Raw genomic sequence first — 18801 nt, forward strand, 5'->3', positions numbered from 1 at the left:
GAAAGCCGCGCTCCGGATGGGGATACCGGGGCGCCTTGGACGACGCTCCGCCGACTGTGGAGGGTTGGAGCGCTAGCCGGGGAAGGCGGGGTCCCGAATGCCGTCAATTTCGCGGATCCAGCCGTTGCCCAGCTTCTTGTACACAGCCTCAGCCGTCTGCAGGAACAGGTCATCCGGACCGTCTCCGCCGCTGATGCTGAAGCTTCCATCCCAGCCGGCCAGTTCCTGGTTGTCCTTCGCGGGGTCAAGAATCACGGGGGTCAGCGACTCGTCCTGTCCCCGCTGGAGGGCAGCAACCGTCGTCTCGCCCACCCACACCGCAGTAGCGACGGGCTCAGACGTCCACAGTTCGAGCGGAGTGGTCAGGGTCTGCGGCGCACCGCTGGAAGAGCGAACGACGCCCGCGATCAGGACACGGGAAGCACCGTCCTGTTCCACGACCAGCAGGGCCCGGGCACCGTCACGCGAAATCCTGAGGTCCCGGACCTTCATGTCTCCCAGCCAGGAGGGGGTCAGGCCTGCCTGGGTGGACGCGGCGAGGTCCGGTCCCACGGCAATGAGCCGGCTGCCTTCGCCCTGCGCAGACGCAGACCAGATCCATCCCTCCGGGTCGATGCTTGGCCCGGAGAGGGACTTGCCGGTCGCCACGGTTGCAACGTCCTTATCCGGCCCGGTGACCAGCAGCGTTCCGCGGTCCCCGGAGAGGAATGCAATGGTGTCCATCTCTCCGACGGACACTGCCGGTTCCCTGGGGTCGTACGAGGAAACGTCCGGCAGGTTGCTGATCTCCTGGGCCTGCCGGTCGCGGAAGAAGACGATGTCCTCACCCTGGATCCCAATCTGGGTCTTCCCCACCCTGGGATCATCCTCCGCCGGGACCAGCTCGCTGCTGGGCGGACCAAGGTCGACTTCCCGCTGGTTCACGGTCATCTCTACGGAGTTGACGTTGTTGAGCTGGCGGAGGTTTTGTTCCAGCTGCAGTTTCATCTGCTGGCGGTTGAGGTCCGTGGAGTCCTCCAGGACGTCCGCCGCGAAGTCGACGGAAGCCACACCGGAAACCACCGGAACAGCTTCCCGGGCAAGCTGGGTTTCCACCGGGAAGGCACTCGTGACGGCCCCTTCCAGGTAGGGCGCCGGTCCGGCAAGCATCGCGTTGACGACGGACGCCGCCATGCCGGAGCGCTGGACGAACCAGCGTGTGTCCGGGACCCAGTAACGGTAGGTGCTGGAGTAGAAGTAGAGATTATGGGCACGGAAGATGATCGGGAAGGTGATATCCGAGATCATGATGCCGTTGGGGATGCCGCTGATACGCCATTGGCCTTCCTGCTGCACAAGGCGGACCTGGATGGTCTCGGTTGTCCCGGGGGCCGACTCGGTTCGGATGCCCTGGGCGTTGACGGACGCAACCACTTCGAGCTGGATCTGGAAGACGTTGGGCTCCGGCATCGGTACGATGTTGGGGTCGGCGCCGTAGATCACGACGCGTTCGTTGGGAACCCAGGAGGAGGCCAGTTCAGGGGTCAGGAATTCCCGGGCCGCTGTGTAGTCCTCCCCCGCGCCCACGCCCGCGTCAATGAAGCCCCCTATGATTCCCTGTGGAGAATCGTCCTCCACCGGGCCGGGCGGGCTGTAGCTGAGTTGCTGCGTCAGTGAGCTGCCGCCGGCGCTGGCTGTCGCCGTGCCTACCGGCCCGACGGTGGGGATGGACGAGCAGCCGGCCAGGAATACCAGTGCGGAGAGGAAAGCCGCGGCCGCTGCCAGCCACCTGCGGGCCCTAAGCATTGTGGTCCTCCCTCTGTGCGGATTCGGCGGCGGTGAGCGCCTTCGGCGGCGACGGGAGCGGGGTATCCTGCGGCGAGAGAGGAACCGGCGACGCGGCAAAGCTCTCACCGTGCCGGCGCGGGAGGGTGAGGCGGAAGCACGCGCCGTTGCCGGGGCTGCCCCACGCTTCGAGCCACCCGGCGTGAAGCCTTGCGTCTTCGGCAGCGATCGCCAGCCCAAGCCCGCTGCCGCCGGTTGTCCTCGCACGGGCTGGGTCAGCCCGCCAGAACCTGTCGAACACCCGGGCTGCGTCGTCCTCGCTCATGCCGATGCCGTAGTCGCGCACGGCGACGCCTACGGCATCCGCGTTCGTCGCGACGGCGATTTCCACCGGTTTGCCTTCGCCGTGTTCCAGCGCGTTCACCACGAGGTTGCGCACGATCCGTTCGATTCGGCGCGGATCGGCGTCGACCACTACCCGAGCCTCCCGGCAGACGATGCGCACCTCTGAGCCGTTGTTGATCGCCAGCGGTTCGGTGGCTTCCACGACGTCCCGGACAATCCCGAGGATGTCTGCCGCTTCAAGGTCGGGCTCCGCCGCACCCGCATCGAAGCGGCTGATCTCCAGGAGATCAGCCAGCAGCGCCTGGAAGCGCTCAACCTGGTGGTAGAGCAGCTCGGTGGAGCGCTTCGACATGGGGTCGAAGCCATCTCTGGCGTCGTAAAGCACCTCCGCCGCCATCCGCACCGTGGTCAGCGGAGTCCGGAGCTCGTGCGACACGTCAGAGACGAATCCCTGCTGCATCCTGGAGAGCTGTGCCAGCTGGGTGATCTGGTCCTGGAGCGTCGCCGCCATGTGGTTGAAGGAAGCAGCCAGCCGGGCGACTTCGTCTTCGCCCTTGACCTCCATGCGTTCCTGCAGTTCACCGGCCGCGAGCTTCTCCGATACCGACGCCGCGGCGCTGACGGCGCCCACGCCGGCCTTGGTCACGACCCAGGCAATGGTTCCGATGATCGCCAGGAGCAGCCCGCCGGCTATCCACAGGATGCGGTGGATGTCATCGAGGGTCTGCTGCATGGTGTCCAGGTCATAGACCAGGTAAAGCGCATATTCGGACCGGTCCGGGGGCAGGGTGACCTTGGTACCGAAGGCGAGCCCGGGTTCACCGTGCTCCAGGGCCATGGCGGACCAGTGGACAACGTCTTCCCCGTCAGGGTCGAGTCCTTCCACGGCATCGCTCAGCGGCCCGGGAATACTGCCTGCCGTGATGCGGTCTCCGAGCGTTGCCACGAAGAGGTTTTCCTGGTCCGGCAGCGGCGCGAGCAAGTACCGGCGAGGTGTCTCCGCACCCCGTCCCTCCAGCAGCGACAGGGTGTTGGAGACCAGCCGCTCGGTTCCTTCCCGGTCCGTCGCCGCCGTCGTCCGGAAGTTCTCCTTGACGCTGCTCAGGCCGGATGTGGCTTCTGCCTTGAACTGGGTGAGCCGCTCTTCATAGAGGGCGCCGGCGATCTGGTGGGACAGGAACGCCCCAATGCCGCCGGCGGCCACGATCACCAGGAGCAGGGTTGCGAGGACCGTCTTGAATTGAAGCGACCGGCGCCAGCGGAGGGCGATTTTGGCTATGGTCGCCCGGTGGACCCGCCTGGCTGCACGCCGCAGCAGTACTCCGGTACGGAGCATCCGGGCCCTGGCCCGCCCCCTTGGAGTAACCGGTGCGCCGATGCCCTCCTCCGTGGAGAGCATGGACCTAGTTTTGGCCGGCTTTATAACCGACACCGCGGACCGTCAGGACAATTTCAGGTGCTTCCGGGTCCCGCTCGATTTTGGACCTCAGGCGCTGAACGTGCACGTTCACCAGGCGCGTGTCCGCCGCATGGCGGTAGCCCCAGACCTGTTCGAGCAGCATTTCCCGGGTGAAGACCTGCCAGGGCTTCCGGGCCAGCGCTACTAGGAGATCGAATTCAAGGGGCGTAAGCGCAATCCGCTCACTGCCGCGGGATACCGAGTGGCCGGCAACGTCGATGGTGATTTCGCCAATGGACAGCGTCTCGGGCGCCTTTGAGTCCACCGGGCGCAGCCGGGCACGGACGCGTGCCACCAGCTCGGCGGGTTTGAACGGCTTGGGAACGTAGTCGTCTGCGCCGGATTCAAGACCCCTAACGACGTCGGCAGTGTCGGATTTGGCAGTCAGCATCACGATCGGCACATCTGACTCTGCCCGAACCTGGCGGCATACTTCGATGCCGTCCATCCCCGGCAGCATGAGGTCCAGAAGCACAAGATCCGGCTTGGATCCACGGAAAACCTCGAGGGCCTGGGCCCCGTCTGCACAGAAAACGGGGTCGAACCCGTCGTTGCGAAGAACAATGCCGATCATTTCGGCCAGCGCTTCGTCATCGTCTACGACCAGTATCCGTGCCTTCATGCTTTCCTGTTCCCCGTTACTTCCCGCCCGCCAGGGCATTCGACGTCCTGGGCTGTTCGGCACCCACGCCATTACGTGCGCTCTCACCGGACATGCGGCAGTCACATACGAGGCATGCCGGAATAGCCCATGTTATCCCTATCATCCCCAAGGGCATATTTTTGCCACGGCCCGCCGGGTCCCGGTCAGGGCGTCCAGAAACTATAGTCGGACTAGGAGAAACAGAACCAAGTACCACAGAGGCGGGGGACAACCATGAGTCAGGACAATCACAACGAACCAGAGCCCGGCGGCGCGTCCCGTCCCGGATCCGGCTCCGAGCCGTCCCAGCCACCTAAGGCCCCCTGGTCCCAGCAGCCACAGTGGGGACAGCAGCCCCAGTGGGGCCAGCAGCAACCCGGCCAGCCCCTTCCACCCTATGGGCAGCCCGCGCCTCCCGGCTGGTCCAGCCCCTACGGCGGCAGCCCATACGGCCCGGGCGCGCCCGGCGGCTACCAGCAGGGCCCATATTCCCAGGGCCAGTACAGCGCTCCGCCCAAGCCCGGTGTCATTCCACTGCGTCCCCTCGGGCTGGGTGAAATCATGGACGGAGCCTTCCAGGCCTGCCGGCGCAACCCTGCAGCCACCTTCGGCATCGCGGTGCTCATCCAGGCCGTCATCGCGGTATTGACGGTTATCTTCGGACAGTCCCTGCTGGCCCCGATCAGCGATATTGGACTTGAATCCGAGTTGACCGATGAGCAGGCGCTGTCCCTGGGGACCACCGCGCTCACCGGTGGAACGGCCCTGACCATCGTCTCCGCCATCGGGATCCTGCTAATGCAGGGGCTGCTGGTGATCCCGGTGGCCCGGGCCATCCTGAACCTCAAGACCGGTTTCGGCCAGACCTGGCGCCTGGCCAAGGGGTCCATGCTCAGGCTGGCCGGACTCGGCCTGCTGATGTTCGCCGCAGCCGCCCTCGGCGTAGTCGCGTTCATCTTCGTTCTGGTGCTGGTCATCGAGTTCCTGGGCCCGCTGGGGATTTTCCTGACGGTGGTCGGCGTCCTCGGCGTCGTCGCCGTCTTCGCCTGGCTGTCCGTGAAGCTGGCCCTGGCACCTGCCGCCCTGGTGGCCGAGCCGCGCGGGGTCTTTGCCTCGATCGCACGGTCCTGGGCCCTTACCCGGGGCAACTGGTGGCGCACCTTCGGAATCCTCCTGCTGACCAGCGTGATCGTCTCCATCATTGTTTCTGTAATCAGCACTCCCATCACCATGCTGATCACGCTCTTCGCTTCTTTCGGCTCGGCGGAAGCCGGCGCGGACGATCTGACCGCCGTGCTGCCGGTGCTGGTGCTCACCACCGCCGTCTCGGCCTTCTTCGGTGCCATCGGCTACGCCTTCCAGGCAGCCGTCACGTCACTGCTCTACATTGACCTGCGGATGCGCCGGGAAGGGTTCGACGTGACCCTGATGAAGGACCAGGAAATTGCGGCCGCCTCCGGACCGGATTTCGTACCCGGCAGGAACCTGCCGCCGGCCGGTTCCGGACAATGGCCCCAGGGCCCGTACACCGGTACGGCCTAGGGCTGCATGAGGACAGCGATCTTCGCTCCCCCGCTCCGCGAGGTGCCGGTGGAGCCCGACGCCGACCAGGCCCGCCGCTGGCTGCAGGACGAGCTTTCCAAAGCCGAGTACCAGGACGCCCAGCCGGGCTTTATGGAACGGGCAGTGGCCCGGATCCTGGAGTTCCTCGAGGAGCTCCTTTCAGGCATCCAGGGCGTTGGCGCCCCAGCCGGCATCATCCTGCTTGCCCTCGGCGCCCTGGTCATCCTTGTCCTGGCGATCCTGGTGGTCCGCCCGAGGCTGAATGCCCGGAAGAGCCCGGCCGGCCTGTTCGACGAGACCGGCGCGGACCAGGATGCTTCTTTCCACCGCTCGCTGTCCGAGGAAGCCGCAGGGGCCGGGGACTGGGACACCGCCCTGACCGAACGGCTGCGGGCGATCCTCCGCACGGCGGAGGAGAGGGTCATCCTCGAACCGCGTCCCGGCCGGACGGCCCATGAGGCAGGTGCAGCCCTGTCCGCCGTTTTCCCGGCCGCAGCGGAAGAGATCCTCTGGCTCAGCCGGCGCTTTGACGAGATCCGTTACGGCGGCAGCCGAGCGGCTGAGGCCGACGTGCGGCGTGCCGCCGAGCTGGACGCCGGGCTGCTCCGCGCCCAGCCTGCCGGCGCGGATGCTGCCGCGCTGCCATCCCTGGCGGTGCCGAAGTGAGCGCCGCCGCTCCTCCGGCCGCACAGCCGGAACACACCGACCGGACCAGCGCAGGATCGGCCGCCGCCTCGTCCGCCCTGCGGAGCCGGCTGCGCGCCTGGCGTCTATGGATCATTCTCTCGTTTGTCCTTCTTGGCGGCGTCGTGCTGACCCTGCTCACGTCGCAGGACGCGGACCGAGCCAGGCTCTCCGCCTCCAACGCCGCTCCGGAAGGCGCCCAGGCTGCGGTCCGTGTCCTGCAGGCACAGGGGGTCAACGTGGTGGAGGCGGAAGACTATGCCGAAGCCCTTGGCCTGCTGGGCGAGGGCGGCGCTGCCCTGCTGCTCTTTGACCCCAACGAGTACCTCTCCGGCGAGCAGCTCGGCGAACTCGGGGACGAAGCCCAAAAGAGCATCCTGGTGGAACCAACGTTCGCGCAGTTGATGGCCCTGGCCCCGGACATCTCGCAGGCCGGCCTCGTGCCCCAGGACATCATAGATGCGGGTACCGTCGACGCCGATTGTTCCGCCCCGGCCGCCGAGGCCGCCGGAACGGTCTCCGCGGGAGGACTCGCCTACCGAGGCCCCCTAACCTGCTTCACCGTGACCGGCAGCAGCGAACCGGCTGCCGGACTTTTCGCCGAATCCGAAGTCCATTCAGCCGCCGTCCTGGGGTACACCGGACTGCTCGCCAACGAATCCATTGCCGAGAACGGGAACGCTGCCCTGGCACTGTGGTCCCTGGGCAGTGCCGAGACACTGGTCTGGTACCTGCCGGTACCGGCGGATATCCCGGCCGGCGACGCACCGGCGAGTCCCTTCAGCCTCCTCCCGGCCTGGGTGGATCCACTGCTCGCATGGACGCTGGTGGTGGCTGCCCTGGCGGCGTTCTGGCGCGGCCGCAGGCTGGGACCGCTGGCCATGGAACCCATGCCCGTAGTTGTCCGTGCCGCCGAAACCGCCGAGGGGCGTGCCCGGCTGTACCAGGACAGCCGGGCCCTGGACCGGGCAGCGGACAGCCTGCGGGCCGGCACCATGGTGCGCCTGGCCGCCCGCCTCCGGCTGGGCCCCGGCAGCTCTGCCGCCGACGTTGTACAGGCGGCAGCGCGCAGCACAGGACGCTCCGCGGCTGAAATCGATTCATTGCTCAATCGGCACCGGCCCGTCAGTGACAGCGATCTGGTGGCCTGGTCACAGGAACTTACCTACCTAGAGGAAGAGATCACCGAACCATGACCCAGAACTACCCATCGGTTTCCGACCCCACCGCCGCGGGCAGCGTCCAGGCCAATACGCCGGACTCGGGAGAACACGCACGGCAGGCCCTGCACAGCGTGCGCCAGGAAGTGGCCAAGGCTGTGGTGGGGCAGGATGCCGCGGTGACCGGCCTGATCATCGCCCTGCTGGCGCGCGGGCACGTACTCCTGGAGGGCGTCCCGGGCGTAGCGAAGACGCTGCTGGTCCGGACCCTGGCCGCCGCGCTGTCCCTGGACACCAAGAGGGTGCAGTTCACCCCGGACCTCATGCCCGGTGACGTAACGGGATCGCTGATCTATGACGGGCGCACGTCCGAGTTCAGCTTCCGCGAAGGCCCGGTCTTCACCAACATCCTGCTGGCAGATGAAATCAACCGGACTCCTCCGAAGACCCAGGCATCCCTGCTGGAAGCCATGGAGGAGCGGCAAGTCACGGTCGACGGCGTCTCCCGCCACCTCCCTGACCCTTTCCTCGTGGCTGCGACCCAGAACCCCGTGGAGTACGAGGGCACCTACCCCCTGCCGGAGGCACAGCTGGACCGCTTCCTGCTGAAGATGACACTCGACCTTCCTTCCAGGGAGGATGAGATCGAAGTGATCCGCCGGCACGGCAGCGGTTTCGATCCCCGCAACCTCAGTGCGGCCGGCGTGCGTCCGGTCGCCGGCGAGCAGGATCTCAGGGCGGCCCGGGAGGCCGTCGCGAGGGTGGATGCCTCCCCCGAAGTCCTGGGCTACATCGTGGACCTTGTCCGCGCCACCCGCTCTGCGCCGTCGTTCCAGCTCGGAGTATCCCCGCGCGGTGCCACGGCCCTGCTGAACACCGCACGGGCCTGGGCCTGGCTGTCCGGCCGATCCTTCATCACCCCGGATGACGTCAAGGCACTGACGCTGCCTGCGCTTCGCCACCGGGTGGCGCTGCGCCCCGAAGCCCAGATGGACGGCGTCAGCGTTGATGACGTGCTCGGCAGCATCCTCGCCACCGTTCCGGTCCCCCGCTAGCAGATGGCGATTTCCCACCGCCTGGTCATCCTGGCCGCACTGGGCGCCGTCGCCGTCGTGCTCTTCCCCGGCACCGGAACCATCCTGGCATGGCTGGCCCTGACGGCGGCAGCCGCCGGTGTGGACCTGGCCCTGGCGGCACCGCCGCTGGAGACCCGGCTGGAACGCGAGCTTCCCGAAAGTGCCCGGCTGGATGAAGACGTGCCGGCGGCCCTGGTGCTCCGCAATGAATCGAGCCGGACGCTGCGAGCTGCCGTCAGGGACGCCTGGCAGCCGTCTGCGGGCCAGCTGCGTTCCGAACGCCGTGTCACGGTTCCCGCGGGTGAAGCACGCCGGGCACCGGGCACCCTGCGGCCGGAACGCAGGGGTAACCTGCACACTGCAGCCGTAACCATCCGCTCGTTTGGACCACTGGGCCTGGCCGCAAGGCAGCGCACCGTCCCGTACCCGGGAACCCTGCGCGTGCTGCCGCCGTTCCGCTCCAAGCGCCACCTGCCGGCAAAGCTGCGCCGGCTGCGCGAAATAGACGGCAACGCCTCTGTGCAGCTGCGCGGCGCAGGCACCGAATTCGACTCGCTGCGCGACTATGTCCGCGGCGACGATGTCCGTTCCATCGACTGGCGGGCGACGGCGCGGCGCCGGGACACCGTGGTGCGCACCTGGCGGCCGGAACGGGACCGCAGGGTCATCCTGCTGCTGGACACTTCCCGGACTGCGGCGGCCCGTATCCTGGACGAACCGCGGCTGGACACCGGCATCGAGGCAGCGCTGCTGCTGGGCATGCTGGCCCAGGGCGGCGGTGACCGCGTGGACTTCGCGGCGTTTGACCGCCGGGTCCGGGCACGCGTGGATTCAGCGGCCAAGGCCAACCTGCTGAGCCGCCTCGCCGGGGCCATGGCCCCGCTGGACGCGGAACTTATCGAAGCCGACTTTTCCCTGCTTCCCGGACTGGTCGCCTCGGTGTCCTCCCGTCGCTCACTGGTTGTGCTGATTACGTCGCTGGACGCCGGCGCAGTGGAGGAGGGCCTGCTGCCGGTGCTGCCTGCCCTGCTCGCCAAGCACGTGGTGGTAGTCGCCTCGGTCCGGGACCCCGCCCTGGATGAGCTGCGGGCGCACCGGACGTCCGCCTCGGCGGTGTTCCGCGCCGCGGCCGCGGAAAGGGCCCTGCTGGACCGTGCGGCAGTGACCGCCCAGCTCAAATCCATGGGCGCGGAAGTCGTGGATGAACCGCCGCATGAACTGCCGCCGAAACTCGCGGACATGTACATCCGGCTGAAGGCTTCCGGGCGGCTCTAGGCTGCTGCCCGCGGGCGCGGCGGTAACCGGCGGCGTAGGCTGGGTGGATGAGTGATGGTTCCGTCTACCAGCGGGCGCTCGGCGCCGCGTTTGGCCGCCTGCAGCCGCAGCTGCAGGACTATTTTTCGCTGCAGCCCGGCGAGGGCAGGTATGGCTTCGGCACCGGCATTTTCGACGTCGCCGGCAGTCCGCGCCCGGCGCTGCGGCCACTGCTCTCCGCCATTCCCGTTGCGAATGCATTCTTTCCGGATTTCGGCCGCCGCGTCCCGTTTACCATCAGCAACTACCCGCACATTGACCCGTTCGGGCGCTCGTCGCTCACCGCGGTCCGCACATTCAGGTTCGACCGCGCGGACCGGATCTTCGAGGACACCACCTCGCTGACGTCCCCAACCGGCCTGACCGACTATGTCGGACGTCGCCGGAACCTGGCCACGGACCTGGATCTTTCGGTGTCGCAGGACGGCCGGCTGCACATGCATTCTCCGCATACCCGGCTGTTCCTGGGCCGGCTGCGGCTGCCGGTACCGGTGCTGGCCGGCGCGGATGCCCACGCCGAGCAGTGGTGGGATGAATCCGCCGGTCACTTCCGCATCCGGACAATCGTCCGCCAGCGCCAGCTCGGCACGGTTTTTGTCTACGACGGCAGCTTTACCTACGAGTACCGGGAGTTCGACGGCGTCCTGCCACCGGACGCCGAACCCGAGAAATGGGAGCGCAGGCTCTAGTCCGGCGCTTAGCCTTCGGCGGCCAGCTGGTCCAGCGCAGATGCTGTCTGGGTGAGGCGTTCAAGTACGCGCCGGGCCGCGGACGGCGCGAGCTCCGCCAGGTCGCCGGCCGGCATGATGCCCAGCGCCGGCAGGTCCCGCAGCGGGAGTCCCACTCTCTGCCATCCTGCCGTAATGTCCTGCACCAGGGCCGTCACCTGCCGGGGAGCCTCTCCTGCCGAAGGCAGCGGCAGGGCGCCGAGCCAGATGTGCCTTCCGGCTTCGACAGCCTCCGCGATCCCTTCCCAGTCGCCGTTGTCCAGCCCCTTGAGGGGAAGTGCGACGCCGTCGGCACCCGCACCCAGTGCGAGGTCCAGGCCGGAGCCGGAGGCGCGGTGACGGGCAGAGGGCAGGTTCAGGACCACTTCGGCGGCTCCTGCGGCACGCAGGGATTCCCGGAGCAGGTGCCAGGCCTGGGACGCTTCATGCGGCGGAACCGAGCGCAGGGTCCGGTACCCGCTGGCCGTGGGGATGCGGCCGTCCAGGATGTTGTCCAGGAGCGGTTCGTCCAGCTGGACGGTGAGCGCTGCACCGCGGGCGACGGCGGCGACGCGGCGAACATACTCCGCCGCACCTGCGGCCAGCGACTCGGTGATCTCCCGGCGCGCGCCGGCGTCGGACAGGGCGCGTTCTCCGTTATGCAGGTACAGTCCAGCGGCGAGGGACAGCGGCCCCTGCAGGGAAACCTTCAGCCTGGAGCCGGGATTCTCTTCCACGCCGATGATGTCTGCCAGGGTATTGATGTCCCGGGCCAGCAGGGACTCAGCCCGCCTGTAGTCGATTCCCGGGCGGTCCACCAGGCGCCAGCCATGCGGCTGCAGGTCCACCGGCAGGTCGACCAGGATGGCTGCGGTCCGTCCCACTGGATCGGCTCCGACGCCGCGGGCAGGCAATTCGACCAGGAACGGCAGGTGCGGCTCGCCCAGTTCACCGCGGATGATCTTTGCGGCTTCCAGCGGGTCGGTCCCGGGCCAGGTTCCCTGCGCCGTTGCGCTGACGCCCGCCGGAACGGGCGCAGCAGCCTGCTCAGGCTCCTTCTGCACTGCTGCCGCCGTTACGGGTCTCGGAAATGGCCTGGTGGTGCCGAATGACTTCGCTGATGATGAAGTTCAGGAACTTCTCGGCAAAGGCCGGATCGAGGTTCGCGTCCTCGGCAAGCCGCCGCAGCCTGGCGATCTGCGCAACTTCGCGGCCGGGGTCCGCGGGCGGCAGGTGGTGCTCGGCCTTGAGGTGTCCTACCCGCTGCGTCGCCTTGAAGCGTTCAGCCAGGAGATAGACCAGCGTGGCGTCGATATTGTCGATGCTGCTGCGCATGGCAAGCAGCTCGGCCATGACCTCGTCTGCCACCTTCCCGGACAGGGAACTGGCTGTGGGGTCGAAATCGTCAGCTGGTGCAGTACTCATGAATCCAGTTTAGGGTCCAGCCTCCGGCACGCAGGTGCACGTTACGGCGGGCGGGGCTAGGAGACCGCGGCAGGGTCCCACTGCAGGGAACGTGCCGAGTCGATCGTGGCCTGGCCCAGCACCCGGGTGCCCTGGTAGATCACCACGGTCTGCCCGGGGGCCACCCCGCGCATCGGATCCTTCAGCCGAACCACCAGTTCGCTGCGTCCTTCTTCACCGGATTCCATCCAGGCGGTCGCCGGCACGGGATCGCCGTGGGCGCGGACCTGCGCGGTGCACTCGAAGGTTTCCCCGGTTTCCACCTCGTGGATGGGCAAGCCCGCCCAGGAAACCTTGATGCCGCGCATCTGGTCGATTTCAAGCAGCTTCTCCGGTCCCACGATGACCTTGTTTTCCTTCGGCCGGATCTCCAGCACGAAGCGCGGCTTACCGTCCGCCGCGGGGCGGCCGAGCTTCAGGCCCTTGCGCTGGCCTACGGTGAAGGCGTTGGCGCCCGGATGCGTGCCGAGCGTCTCGCCCGTGGGGTCTACGATCTCGCCCTCGGTCATCTCGATGCGTTCTTCGAGCCAGCCGCGGGTGTCGCCGTCGGGAATGAAGCAAATGTCGTGGCTGTCCGGCTTGTTGGCAACGGAGAGGCCGCGGCGCTCTGCTTCGGCCCGCACCTCGGCCTTGGACGGAGTGTCAGCCAGCGGGAACATCGCATGCTTGAGCTGCTCGTGGGTCAGGACACCAAGCACGTAGGACTGGTCCTTTGCCCAGTCCGCGGCACGATGCAGTTCCGGGTTGCCGTCGGCATCGGTAATCACCTTGGCATAGTGGCCGGTGCAGACTGCGTCGAAGCCCAGCGCCAGTGCCTTCTCCAACAGCGCGGCGAACTTGATCCGCTCGTTGCAGCGCATGCAGGGGTTCGGTGTGCGGCCGGCAGCGTACTCGGCGACGAAGTCATCAACAACGTCTTCCTTGAACCGCTCCGAGAAGTCCCAGACGTAGTACGGAATACCCAGGATGTCGCACGCCCGCCAGGCGTCACGCGAGTCCTCGATGGTGCAGCATCCGCGGCTGCCGGTGCGCAGGGTACCGGGCATGCGGGACAGCGCCAGGTGGACCCCGACGACGTCGTGCCCTGCCTCCACTGCCCGTGCTGCGGCCACGGCGGAGTCGACTCCGCCGCTCATTGCTGCCAAAACCTTCATGAGCTAAAAACCCGTTCCTGCTGTTCGTATGCTGCTTTCATTGCCCGCCATGCCGGCCTTCTTGGCCCGTTCGTACGCTTCGGGCAGGGCATCTATTAGTGCATCAACGTCTTCGGCGGTGGATGTATGCCCCAGGCTGAACCGCTGGGCGCCGCGGGCCTCGGTTTCGGTCAGTCCCATGGCCAGCAGCACATGGGACGGACGCGGCACCCCGGCGGTGCACGCCGAGCCGGTGGACGACTCTACTCCTGCCAGGTCCAGGAGGAAAAGCAGGGAATCGCCCTCGCACCCGGGGAAGGTGAAGTGGGCGTTGCCGGGAAGCCTGCGGGTACCATCCTCGTCGTCGCGCGGTCCGCGCAGCACCGCGTCGGGAACGGCGCGTTCGACGGCGGCAATCAGGTAGTTGCGCAGGGTGCGCAGGCGCGCACTTTCTTCGGCCAGGTTCTCCGTGGCTTCCCGGGCTGCGGCAGCGAACGCGGCGATGCCGGGCTTGTCCAGGGTGCCGGAGCGGATATCCCGCTCCTGTCCCCCGCCGTGCAGCACCGGGGTGAGCTTGACGGCGCGTCCAACCACAAGCGCGCCAACGCCCACCGGGCCGCCGATCTTGTGCCCGCTGACCGCCATGGTGTCCAGGCCGGACTCGCGGAAGCTGAGGGGTACGGCGCCAAAGGCCTGCACGGCGTCGGAATGAACCGGCACGCCGTAGGAATGCGCCAGTTCCACCAGGGCCGGGATGTCCTGGAGGGTTCCTACCTCGTTGTTCGCCCACATCAGCGTCACGAGGGCGGTTTCCGCCCCATGTTCCTCAAGTTCGCGGCGCACGGCGTCCAGGCTCACGACGCCTTCGGAATCCACCGGCAGCCAGGTCACTTCGGCGCCCTCGTGCTTCTGGAGCCACTCCACGGTGTCCAGCACGGCGTGATGTTCCACCGGCGAGCAGAGGATGCGGTTCCGGCCCGGATCAGCGTCCCGACGGGACCAGTACAGGCCCTTGACCGCCAGGTTGTCCGCCTCGGTGCCCCCGGAAGTGAAGATGACCTCGGAGGGATGGCAGTCAAGTGCCGCCGCCAGCGATTCCCGGGAGTCTTCCACCACCATCCGGGCGCGCCTGCCGGAGCCGTGCAGCGAAGAGGGATTGCCGCTGCGGCTCAGTTCGGATGTGAGTGCGGCGAGGGCCGAAGCCGAAATCGGCGTGGTCGCCGCGTGGTCGAGGTACACGGGCACCAGACAATTCTAGCGCCCGGTCCCCGCGGTGTGGTCCGGTACCGGGTTTCGGCAGCCCGGGCACACCCTTCCGCACCCGGACAGCCGCACGGGAGCGCGGATTCCAGCCGCTAGAATTGGGGCTCCACCGGGAGCGAACAGGACCGGGCTCCGGCGAACTATTCCGCGTCCTGCAGCGTTATATCGGTGCCTGCGCCGCAGGACTCGACCGAGAAAATGTTGGTATCCGCTGCCGCGGAGGCCGATTTGCTACCGAAAGGACCAGCAGTGACTCCCCCAGCCCAATCGCTGTACGAGGTACTGGGGCTCACGCCGTCCGCCACCGTTGACGAGATCAAGTCCGCGTATCGGAAGGCTGCCCGCCGTGCCCACCCGGACCAGGGTGGAAGCAGCGAGCTGTTCCATCTGGTCTCCGAGGCCTACCAGGTGCTCTCCGACCCGGATCAGCGTTCCGCCTACGACCGTCGGCTGGGCCGGGCCGGTTCGGCGGGCCCCGTTTCCGGTTCCTCCCCGGTCCGTCCCGCCGGCACCAGCGGATCCGCCGCCGGCAAATCTGTTCCCAACCCGGACTTCGGCAAGCCGCCGGTTTTCGTACCCGATTTCACGCCGCAGCGCCCTCCCGCCATTCCGCTGGCCATGATTGGGCGCCAGGTCAACGGGGAACCCGAGAGGCCCGGACTCTTCAAGCGCATGGGTTCCTCTGCCGGATCCCGCTTCGACGCGGAGAACCTTACGATCGGGCTGCTGGCGAACTCCCTGCTGCCGGATTACCCGGCAGGCAGACTCGTCAATTCCCTGCGCATCCCGGACAGTGGCCCGCGCGGCGGCAACCTGGAAATTGGACACGTCCTGCTCGGCGGCTACCGGATGGCCGTCATTGACTCGATCATGGCGTCCCCGGGCGCCTGGTACTGGGACGGGAAGCAGCTTCGCCACCGTGGCCGAACCGTAGGTTCGCTCCGGCTGGCTGACGCGGTCCGGACCCTGCAGGAGAAGTTCCCCGACGTGCGGGTCTCAGGCTGGCTTGTCCTGCACAGCCCTAACCAGAACCCGTTCGAGCCAATTATCGACTCCCCTCCGAACCTGCCCGGGTCAGCGCCGGTCGACGTCGTGAATCCCGGAACGCTGGCACGGGACCTCCGCCGGTTCTTCAGTACCGGGCCCCAGCCGAACACTGTCCTGCTTCCCGTGCTGGGGGCCCTGCTCGATGCGACGAACCAGTAGCGGCGCGGGCATAGGATAAAGACGTGTTCCGCATCCTTTTCCATACCCCTGAAATTCCGGGCAACACGGGCAACGCGATCCGGCTCGCAGCGATCACCGGTGCCGAGCTGCACCTGGTGGAGCCCCTGGGCTTCGACTTCGAGGACTCCAAGCTGCGCCGGGCGGGCCTGGATTACCATGACCTCGCCGTGATGCACGTGCATCCGAACCTCGAAGCCGCCTTCGAGGCACTGCGCCCTGAGCGGGTCTACGCCTTTACCTCCGACGGCGACACCACCTACACGGACATTGCCTACCAGCCCGGCGACGTGCTGCTTTTCGGCCCGGAGTCCGTCGGGCTGCCGGAGGACGTCAAACACGATCCCCGGGTGACTGCACGGCTGCGGCTGCCCATGCTTCCGTCCCTGCGGTCGCTGAACCTGGCGAACTCCGCTTCCATTGCCGTCTACGAAGCCTGGCGACAGCACGGCTTCGCCGGCGCCCAGCTCTAAGCCGAAGGACAGACCATGCCCGAGCAGCAGCCCCTTGCCAGGATCTTCGACGCCGGAGCCGGCGATTTTGAACGCATGGCCCCCTCCCTGTGGAATCCAATGGGCAACGCCCTGGTTGCCGCGGCGGACGTCAGGCTGGATGAAAGCGTCCTGGATGCCTGCTGCGGCGGCGGTTCAATCACGGTTCCGGCAGCCCAGAGCGCCGGCCCGGGGGCGATCGTGGACGCTGTGGACCTCTCCGCGGAACTGCTGGAGATTGCCGCTGCCAAGGCCAAGACGCTTTCGCTGGAGAACGTTGCCTTCTCCCAGAGCGATGTCCTGGCGTTCCGTCCCGACACGCAGTATGACGTGATCCTGTGCGGCTACGCCGTCTTCTTCCTGCCGGACATGGATGCCGGGGTACGCCATCTGGTTTCGCTCCTGCGCAGCGGCGGCCGGCTGGCCTTCAGTACCTGGGCCGAGGGCGCGCTGACTGAATTCACGTCCGCCCTTTTCCGGCACTGCGCCGCGGAGGGCGTGGACCTTCCGGACACCAGCGAGTCTTCCCGGGACAACATGCTCCGCATCAACACACCGGAGAAAGCCTCTCAATGGCTGTCGGATCTTGGCCTGCAGGAGGTCAGCGCCGTACACACATCCGTGCCGGTGCTGCTGAGCCAGGACCTGGCCTGGTCGATGGTGATGGGCAGCCCGCTGCGCCTGCTGCTTCCGGAAGACCGGGACGCCGCGGGCCGGGTCCGCGATGCGTTCCTGGCAGAACTCGGGGAAGAATACACGCTCAACGCCGACACCCTGATTGTGACGGCCGTCAAGCCCTAGAAACCGGCGATGGTGGCGGGGGTGTTTACCCCCACCACGTGGAAAACCTCAGCACTGGTACCCTCGGGCAGGCCGTGCCGTGCCGCGTTCTCCTGCAGGAATGACCGCACCGCGGATTCCATTCCGGGCAGGTCCGGATGCTGGCTGGCGTGTACCCGCACGGCCTCCAGTTTGGTGTCCACCTGCGCCGTGATGTCCACGGCATGGTTCTCGCGTTCACGCGGAGCGCCGTAGAAGACCAGCCACGGTACCTTCCAGGCGTGCAGTCCGCCCTGTTCCAGCTCGGGGTAGGCGAACGGATTCTCCGCCGCCGGATACACCGCACGGGTAACAATCTCACCGCAGGCCAGGTGGTCCGGGTGGCTGGCCTGGATCCGGGCCCAGTTGCGTTCCGGATGCATTGAAAGCACGACGTCGGGACGCACCTGGCGGATCAGCTCCACTGCCTTGCCCACCACCTCATGGCTCACGGCAAGGAATCCGTCCCGCTCGCCCAGGAAGTGGATCTCCCCTGCCCCCACGATGTCGGCCGCGGCGCGCTGCTCGGCGTTCCGCCTGGCACTGATGTCTTCCCTGCCGGCGGTTTCGAAGCCGCCGGCATCCCCGGAAGTCATAATGCAGTAGGAGATCTCGGTGCCCTCAACGGCCCACGTGGCCAGCGTGCCGGCGGCACCGAAGTCGATGTCATCCGGGTGCGCCGCGAACGCCAGGACACGTCCGGGCGCGGATCCGGGGAAACCGTTCACGCGCGCCGCTTCCGGATTTCCTCGGCGGCCTGCGGCAGCACAGTGGCCAAATCGCCCACAATGCCGAAGTCCGCGATCTCGAAGACGGGGGCATCCGGGTCCTTGTTCACGGCAACGATCACCTTGGCGGTCTGCATTCCGGCCTTCTGCTGGATGGCGCCGGATATGCCCGCTGAGATGTAGAGCTGCGGTGAGACGGTCTTGCCGGTCTGGCCCACCTGGGCCGAGTGCTCGATCCAGCCCGCGTCCGTTGCCGCACGGGAAGCCCCAACAGCCCCTCCAAGCACGTCCGCGAGTTCTTCCACGGGGCCGAAGTCTCCGTCAACGCCGCGGCCGCCAGCCACAATGACCCGGGCCTCGGAAAGCTCGGGACGTCCGCTGACCCGTTTCTCGGAGCGCTCAGCCACCGCTGCGGCCGGGCCGGTTTCCGGGACTGCCACCAGGCTGCGCTCCGGAGCGGCGCCGTCGCCGGGTTCGGCGGGTTCCACCGAGTTGGCCTTGACGGTGATGATCGGAGTGCCGGTCTGGACCCGGCAGGTGGAGGTGTAGGAACCGGCAAGCACTGACTTGGTCACGGACAGGTCCGGAGCCACCGCCACCGCATCGGTGATCACACCGGAACCGAGCTTGATGCCCACCCGGGCCGCGACTTCGCGGTCCTCGAAGGAATTGCCCAGCAGCACGGCGTCGGGGTTGGCGGCGCGCACAGCCTCGGCGAGGAACGCAGCCTTGGCCGCCACCAGCACATCCGGCAGTTCCTGCGAAGGTTCGTAAATGCGGGTGACGCCGCAGGCACCCAGCGCCGCAGCGGCGTCGTCGGCCAGCGGCCGGGGCACGGCCACTTCGGCACTGCCGAGCGAGGCGGCGATGGCCAGCAGTTCACGGCCGGCGCGTGGAAGGGGAAGGGAAGGAACGTCGATAAATACCAGTACGGAGCCCATGGGGCGCTCTCCTAGGTGTGCGG

The 18801-nt window shown here is 67.4% G+C and carries 18 protein-coding genes; 9 read left to right on the forward strand and 9 right to left on the reverse strand.

Features of this window, described 5'->3' with window-relative positions; all coding sequences use genetic code 11:
• Positions 1-72: 72 nt before the first annotated feature.
• The 3 genes from GD628_RS01005 to mtrA are packed head-to-tail and all read right to left on the reverse strand — an operon-like array spanning position 73 to position 4190.
• Entirely contained in the window at positions 73-1785 is a 1713-nt protein-coding gene (locus GD628_RS01005) for an LpqB family beta-propeller domain-containing protein (protein ID WP_152273575.1), read from the reverse strand.
• The gene (mtrB, locus tag GD628_RS01010) at positions 1778-3508 is read right to left on the reverse strand and encodes an MtrAB system histidine kinase MtrB (RefSeq protein ID WP_226802290.1); all 1731 of its coding nucleotides are present in this window, start codon (positions 3506-3508) and stop codon (positions 1778-1780) included. Before mtrB ends, GD628_RS01005 begins: the two co-directional genes overlap by 8 nt.
• Positions 3509-3512: 4 nt before the next feature.
• Positions 3513-4190: an MtrAB system response regulator MtrA gene (gene mtrA / locus GD628_RS01015; RefSeq protein ID WP_091603171.1), complete on the reverse strand. Its 678-nt coding sequence runs from the start codon at positions 4188-4190 to the stop codon at positions 3513-3515.
• A 255-nt stretch (positions 4191-4445) separates the two neighbouring features.
• On the opposite strand from mtrA, the gene GD628_RS01020 reads away from it, so the two are divergent.
• Genes GD628_RS01020 through GD628_RS01045 form a run of 6 tightly spaced genes read left to right on the forward strand, consistent with a single transcriptional unit; the run spans position 4446 to position 10697 of the window.
• Positions 4446-5753, forward strand: a complete 1308-nt coding sequence (locus GD628_RS01020; RefSeq protein WP_152273576.1) for a DUF7847 domain-containing protein — start codon at positions 4446-4448, stop codon at positions 5751-5753.
• A 6-nt stretch (positions 5754-5759) separates the two neighbouring features.
• Positions 5760-6440, forward strand: coding sequence for a DUF4129 domain-containing protein (locus GD628_RS01025; RefSeq protein ID WP_152273577.1), 681 nt, complete (start codon positions 5760-5762; stop codon positions 6438-6440).
• Positions 6437-7654, forward strand: a complete 1218-nt coding sequence (locus GD628_RS01030) for a DUF4350 domain-containing protein (RefSeq protein WP_152273578.1) — start codon at positions 6437-6439, stop codon at positions 7652-7654. The genes GD628_RS01025 and GD628_RS01030 overlap by 4 nt, the downstream gene beginning before the upstream one ends.
• On the forward strand, positions 7651-8673 hold the full coding sequence (locus tag GD628_RS01035) for an AAA family ATPase (protein ID WP_091603159.1): 1023 nt from the start codon (positions 7651-7653) through the stop codon (positions 8671-8673). Before GD628_RS01030 ends, GD628_RS01035 begins: the two co-directional genes overlap by 4 nt.
• Positions 8674-8676: 3 nt before the next feature.
• Complete coding sequence (locus GD628_RS01040; protein ID WP_152273579.1) at positions 8677-9969, forward strand: DUF58 domain-containing protein; 1293 nt, start codon at positions 8677-8679, stop codon at positions 9967-9969.
• A 47-nt stretch (positions 9970-10016) separates the two neighbouring features.
• The gene (locus GD628_RS01045; protein ID WP_152273580.1) at positions 10017-10697 is read left to right on the forward strand and encodes a DUF4166 domain-containing protein; all 681 of its coding nucleotides are present in this window, start codon (positions 10017-10019) and stop codon (positions 10695-10697) included.
• Between the two features lie 8 nt (positions 10698-10705).
• Here GD628_RS01045 and GD628_RS01050 read toward each other — a convergent pair whose 3' ends face one another.
• The 4 genes from GD628_RS01050 to GD628_RS01065 are packed head-to-tail and all read right to left on the reverse strand — an operon-like array spanning position 10706 to position 14557.
• Complete coding sequence (locus tag GD628_RS01050) at positions 10706-11779, reverse strand: uroporphyrinogen decarboxylase/cobalamine-independent methonine synthase family protein (RefSeq protein ID WP_152273581.1); 1074 nt, start codon at positions 11777-11779, stop codon at positions 10706-10708.
• Positions 11763-12140: a chorismate mutase gene (locus GD628_RS01055; RefSeq protein WP_091603148.1), complete on the reverse strand. Its 378-nt coding sequence runs from the start codon at positions 12138-12140 to the stop codon at positions 11763-11765. Before GD628_RS01055 ends, GD628_RS01050 begins: the two co-directional genes overlap by 17 nt.
• Before the next feature lie 56 nt (positions 12141-12196).
• Entirely contained in the window at positions 12197-13333 is a 1137-nt protein-coding gene (mnmA, locus tag GD628_RS01060; RefSeq protein WP_091603145.1) for a tRNA 2-thiouridine(34) synthase MnmA, read from the reverse strand.
• Between the two features lie 3 nt (positions 13334-13336).
• On the reverse strand, positions 13337-14557 hold the full coding sequence (locus tag GD628_RS01065) for a cysteine desulfurase family protein (RefSeq protein ID WP_152273582.1): 1221 nt from the start codon (positions 14555-14557) through the stop codon (positions 13337-13339).
• A gap of 267 nt (positions 14558-14824) precedes the next feature.
• Here GD628_RS01065 and GD628_RS01070 point away from each other — a divergent pair, with 267 nt between their 5' ends.
• From GD628_RS01070 to GD628_RS01080, 3 genes are read left to right on the forward strand one after another with little or no spacing between them, the layout of a single operon-like run.
• Positions 14825-15781 (forward strand): J domain-containing protein, encoded by a 957-nt coding sequence (locus GD628_RS01070; protein ID WP_176697550.1) that lies wholly within the window; start codon positions 14825-14827, stop codon positions 15779-15781.
• A 23-nt stretch (positions 15782-15804) separates the two neighbouring features.
• Positions 15805-16272, forward strand: a complete 468-nt coding sequence (locus GD628_RS01075; protein ID WP_091603136.1) for a tRNA (cytidine(34)-2'-O)-methyltransferase — start codon at positions 15805-15807, stop codon at positions 16270-16272.
• Positions 16273-16287: 15 nt separating this feature from the next.
• Positions 16288-17091: a class I SAM-dependent methyltransferase gene (locus tag GD628_RS01080; RefSeq protein ID WP_152273584.1), complete on the forward strand. Its 804-nt coding sequence runs from the start codon at positions 16288-16290 to the stop codon at positions 17089-17091.
• On the opposite strand, the gene GD628_RS01085 is transcribed toward GD628_RS01080, so the two are convergent.
• Positions 17088-17837, reverse strand: a complete 750-nt coding sequence (locus tag GD628_RS01085; RefSeq protein ID WP_152273585.1) for a PIG-L deacetylase family protein — start codon at positions 17835-17837, stop codon at positions 17088-17090. The two genes, GD628_RS01080 and GD628_RS01085, sit on opposite strands and share 4 nt — an antisense overlap.
• Positions 17834-18778 carry an electron transfer flavoprotein subunit alpha/FixB family protein gene (locus GD628_RS01090; protein WP_152273586.1) on the reverse strand — a complete coding sequence of 315 codons (945 nt, stop codon included), beginning with the start codon at positions 18776-18778 and terminating at the stop codon, positions 17834-17836. Before GD628_RS01090 ends, GD628_RS01085 begins: the two co-directional genes overlap by 4 nt.
• Between the last annotated feature and the right edge of the window lie 23 nt (positions 18779-18801).

The sequence above is a fragment of the Arthrobacter koreensis genome (assembly GCF_009193255.1).
Lineage (GTDB): Bacteria > Actinomycetota > Actinomycetes > Actinomycetales > Micrococcaceae > Arthrobacter_B > Arthrobacter_B koreensis.